Source organism: Stenotrophomonas sp. STEN087 (genome assembly GCF_056759115.1).
The window spans coordinates 1-4163 of the sequence record NZ_JBRRCR010000154.1 but is presented as its reverse complement, the minus strand read 5'-3'; the positions used below and the strand labels follow the sequence as shown (position 1 = coordinate 4163).

Annotated in this window: 3 protein-coding genes; 1 reads left to right on the top strand and 2 read right to left on the bottom strand. The window is 67.8% G+C overall.

The genetic code is table 11. The annotated features are described in order from the left end of the window. Positions 1–177: 177 nt before the first annotated feature. Together ACVOK1_RS20280 and ACVOK1_RS20275 are read right to left on the bottom strand one after the other, a co-directional pair. On the bottom strand, positions 178–1605 hold the full coding sequence (locus ACVOK1_RS20280; protein WP_481563078.1) for an amino acid permease: 1428 nt from the start codon (positions 1603–1605) through the stop codon (positions 178–180). A gap of 84 nt (positions 1606–1689) precedes the next feature. Then, a complete protein-coding gene (locus ACVOK1_RS20275) occupies positions 1690–3162 on the bottom strand; it encodes an amino acid permease (protein WP_481563077.1) in 1473 nt (490 codons plus the stop codon). A 175-nt stretch (positions 3163–3337) separates the two neighbouring features. Between ACVOK1_RS20275 and ACVOK1_RS20270 the strand changes: the two genes are divergently transcribed. Further along, positions 3338–3907, top strand: coding sequence for an NUDIX hydrolase (locus ACVOK1_RS20270; protein ID WP_481563076.1), 570 nt, complete (start codon positions 3338–3340; stop codon positions 3905–3907). The last annotated feature ends 256 nt before the right edge of the window (positions 3908–4163 follow it).

Below are 4163 nucleotides of genomic sequence, written 5' to 3'. Positions count from 1 at the left end.
GTGCGGGCGGGGGGGGCGCGGGCTCGCGCCGCCGGGCCCACCGCGGCCGGGGCGCCCCCCGCCCCCCCCCCCCCCCACCCCGCCCCCCCCCGCCAAACCCTCAACCCAGCCGTTGCTCTGGAAGTTGCTCCAGCTCCAGCGGGTGCAGGGCCGCAGGCCCTGCACTACAAAAACCCGTTACTGACCCCGCAGGCGGCTGTGCCTGAACCCGTAACCGAAATAGATCACGAACCCGACCACCGTCCACACGCCCATCAGCATCCAGTTGTGCAGCGTCATCGCCGACAGCAGCGCCAGGCAGCTCAGCACGCCCAGGCTGCAGATCAGCCACGCCATCGGCATGCGGAACGGACGCGGCAGGTCCGGCTGCGTGCGGCGCAGGATCAGCACGCCCGCGCACACCGCCGTGAACGCGATCAGCGTGCCCATCGAGGTCAGTTCGCCCAGGATGTCCAGCGGGAACAGCGCCGCCAGCAGGGCGATGCCGATGCCGGTGATGACCGTATTGATGTGCGGGGTGCGGTACTTCGGGTGGATCTTGGTGAACACCGGCGGCAGCAGGCCGTCGCGGCCCATGATCATGAAGATGCGCGGCTGGCCGATGATCATCACCAGCACCACCGAGGACAGGCCGATCAGGGCGCCGACTTCGACCACCCAGCGTAGCCAGCCCAGCTGCGGGTGCGCGGCCACGGCGGTCACCACCGGCTCGTCGGTGCCCAGCAGCGGATAGGGCACCAGGCCGGTCATCACCGCCGCCATGGCGATGTACAGCACCGTGCAGATCACCAGCGACACCATCATGCCGAAGGGCATGTCGCGCTGCGGGTTCTTCGATTCCTGCGCCGCCACCGACACCGCCTCGAAGCCGATGTAGGCGAAGAACACCATCGCCGCGCCGCGCAGCACGCCTTCCATGCCGTACTTGCCGGGGCCTTCGTTGGCCGGAATGAACGGGGTCCAGTTGCTGGTGTCCACGTACTTCCAGCCGACCACGATGACAAGAATGATCAGGCCGGTCTTCAGCACGACCATCGCCATGTTCATCGCCGAGGACTTGCTGATGCCGACGTAGCACAGCCAGGTCAGCAGCAGCACCAGGCCGGCCGCGGGCAGGTTGGCGATGGCGCCGGTCGGGCGCAGCTGCGCATCCAGTGGCGCGCTGACCAGTGATGCGGGCAGATGGATGTCGAACTGGCTGAGCAGGCTGAGGAAGTAGCCGGTCCAGCTGACCGCCACCGCCGAGGCCGAGACGCCGTACTCCAGCACCAGCATCCAACCGATGAACCAGGCCGAGAGCTCGCCGAAGGTGGCGTAGGTGTAGGTGTAGGCGCTGCCGGAGACCGGCACCATCGAGGCGAACTCGGCGTAGGCCAGCGCGCAGAAGGCGCAGCAGATGGCCGCCAGCACGAAGGACAGCATGATGGCCGGGCCGGCGTGGTTGGCCGCAGCCTGGCCGGTGATGACGAAGATGCCGCCGCCGATCACCGCGCCGATGCCCAGGGCGGTCAGGCCCCACGGGCCGAGGTGGCGGCGCAGGCTCAGGCCGTTGGCGTCTTCATGGGCGGCATGCGGGTGCTTGGTGGCCCACAGTTGCTTGAACATGGATGTCGATCTTTTCGAAGCGCGCCGCTGCCGGCGCGCGGGGAGAAACGGACGGGCCGGCGCAGGGGCCGGCCCGTAGGCACATCAGGAGGACTTGGCCAGCTTGCTGTTGCGAATGCCGTAGCCGAGGTAGATCAGCAGGCCCAGCACGGTCCAGCCCACGAACAGGTGCCAATGCACCACGAACGCCTGCCAGAACAGGAACAGACAGGTGGCTGCGCCCAGCGGGCAGATGATCCAGACGGCCGGCACGCGGAACGGGCGGTGCAGGTCCGGCTTGCTGTAGCGCAGGACCAGCACGCCGATGCAGACGGTGGCGAAGGCCAGCAGGGTGCCCATCGAGACCAGTTCACCCAGCACGTTCAGCGGTACCAGGCCGGCCAGCGCCGCGGCAATCACGCCGACCACGATCGTGGCCCAGTACGGGGTGCGGAAGCGGGCGTGGACCTTGCCGAAGAACTTCGGCAGCAGGCCGTCGCGCGAGATCGTGTAGGCGATGCGGGTCTGGCCCATCATCATCACCAGGATCACCGAGGACAGGCCGGCGATGGCGCCGATCTCGACCGCGGTCTTCAGCCAGGCCAGCTGCGGGTAGCCTTCCAGCGCGGTGGCCACCGGCTTGTCGGTGCCCAGCAGGTGGTACGGCATCATGCCGGTCAGCACCGCGCAGACGATGATGTAGACGATGGTGCACACGGCCAGCGAGCCGAGCAGGCCGATCGGCATGTTGCGCTGCGGGTCCTTGGTTTCGCCGGCGGCGGTGGAGACCGCGTCGAAGCCGATGTAGGCGAAGAACACGATGGTCGCGGCGCGGAAGATGCCGCTCCAGCCGAACTCGCCCGGACCGGTGTTTTCAGGGATGAAGGGCTGCCAGTTGCCCGGATCGATGTGCGCCGCGCCGATGCCGATGAACAGGCAGATGACAGTGACCTTGATGGCCACGATGATCGCGTTGACGAAGGCCGACTGGGTCACACCGACATACAGCAGGCCCGACACCGCCGCGATGATCAGCACCGCCGGCAGGTTGAACAGCTTGCCGGAGGCGACGAACTCGCTGCCGGTCCAGGCGATCGGCGCTGCGCTGAGCGTATCCGGGAACGGCATGTTCAGCGTGCTCGTGAGGAAGCTGATCAGGTAGGCCGACCAGCCCACCGCGACCGAGGCCGAGGCGAACAGGTACTCCAGCACCAGGCACCAGCCGATGAACCAGGCCATGCCTTCGCCGAGGGTGGCGTAGGAGTAGGAGTAGGCGCTGCCGGAGACCGGCATCATCGCCGCGAACTCGGCGTAGCACAGGCCGGCCAGCGCGCAGGCGAAGCCGGCGATGACGAACGAGAGCATGACCGCCGGGCCGGCATGGTTGGCCGCGGCCTGGCCGGTCAGCACGAAGATGCCTGCGCCGATCACCGCACCAATGCCGAGCATGATGAGGTGTTTCGCCGTGAGGGTCCGTTTCAACGTGGCTTCGCCGTCCAGGCTGCCTTCGATGGGTTCGCCAGCATCGACGTGCCCGGCCGGCTGGACCGGCTTGACCCTCAACAGTGCTTTCAGCATGCAGAACTTTCCTGATGATCGGATTGGGGCCGCCGATGCGTTGCCGGCGGCCTGGAATGGTGAAGGCCGTGCGAACGGCCCGCTGTACCTTAGCCAAAGCTGAAGCCACCGCACAAGCGCAATCGCAACAATGAACGGCGATAATGAGCAGTATTTTTCCGATCTCCCCGCATTCATGGACCAATCCGCCGAATCCCTTGCCGCGCTTGACGATCACCTGCGCGGGCTGCTGCAGGACTACGCCCGCCGGGAGCCAACCCACGACGCGCTGGCTGCCGAATTCGGCACATTGATCGACGATGCAGAAGATCCTTTCTGTCGTGAACGTCTGGCCGGGCACTTCACGGCCAGCTGCTGGCTGGTCAGTGCCGATGGCCAGCGCCTGCTGCTGACCCACCACCGCAAACTGCAGCGCTGGCTGCAGCTGGGCGGCCACGCCGATGGCGACCGCGACCTGGCCCGGGTGGCGCTGAAGGAAGGGGAAGAGGAATCCGGCCTGACCGGCCTGGTGCTGGACGACCCGGCGATCTTCGACCTGGACAAGCACTGGATTCCCGAGCGCAAGGATGTACCGGGCCACTGGCACTACGACGTGCGTTTCGTGATCCGTGCCGTGGGTGGCGAAGACTTCGTGCTCAGCGAGGAATCGCTGGACCTGGCCTGGCGCCCGGTCGCCGAGGTCGCCGCAGACCCGGCCTCGGACGAATCGATGCAGCGCATGGCCCGCCGCTGGCTGGCCCGCTGACAGGCATCCACGCATGGCGTGGCTCTACTGCAACCCGGTAGAGCCATGCCACGCGTCTGCAACCCGGTAGAGCCACGCCATGCGTGGATGGCGCGGTACAACCCAGTAGAGCCACGCCATGCGTGGCTGGCGCGGTGCCGGATGCATTTCCGCCGGGGCTGGGCCGGCGGGGCCCCCCGGGGGGGCGGGCCCGGCCCCGCGCCGGCGGGTGCAGTTGCGAAAGGGGGGGGGGGGGGGGGGGGGGGGGGGGGGGCGG

Bases quoted from the DNA above. Each gene is read 5' to 3' on its own strand.
- ACVOK1_RS20280 (WP_481563078.1), bottom strand. From the start codon at position 1,605: ATGTTCAAGCAACTGTGGGCCACCAAGCACCCGCATGCCGCCCATGAA.
- ACVOK1_RS20275 (WP_481563077.1), bottom strand. From the start codon at position 3,162: ATGCTGAAAGCACTGTTGAGGGTCAAGCCGGTCCAGCCGGCCGGGCAC.
- ACVOK1_RS20270 (WP_481563076.1), top strand. From the start codon at position 3,338: ATGGACCAATCCGCCGAATCCCTTGCCGCGCTTGACGATCACCTGCGC.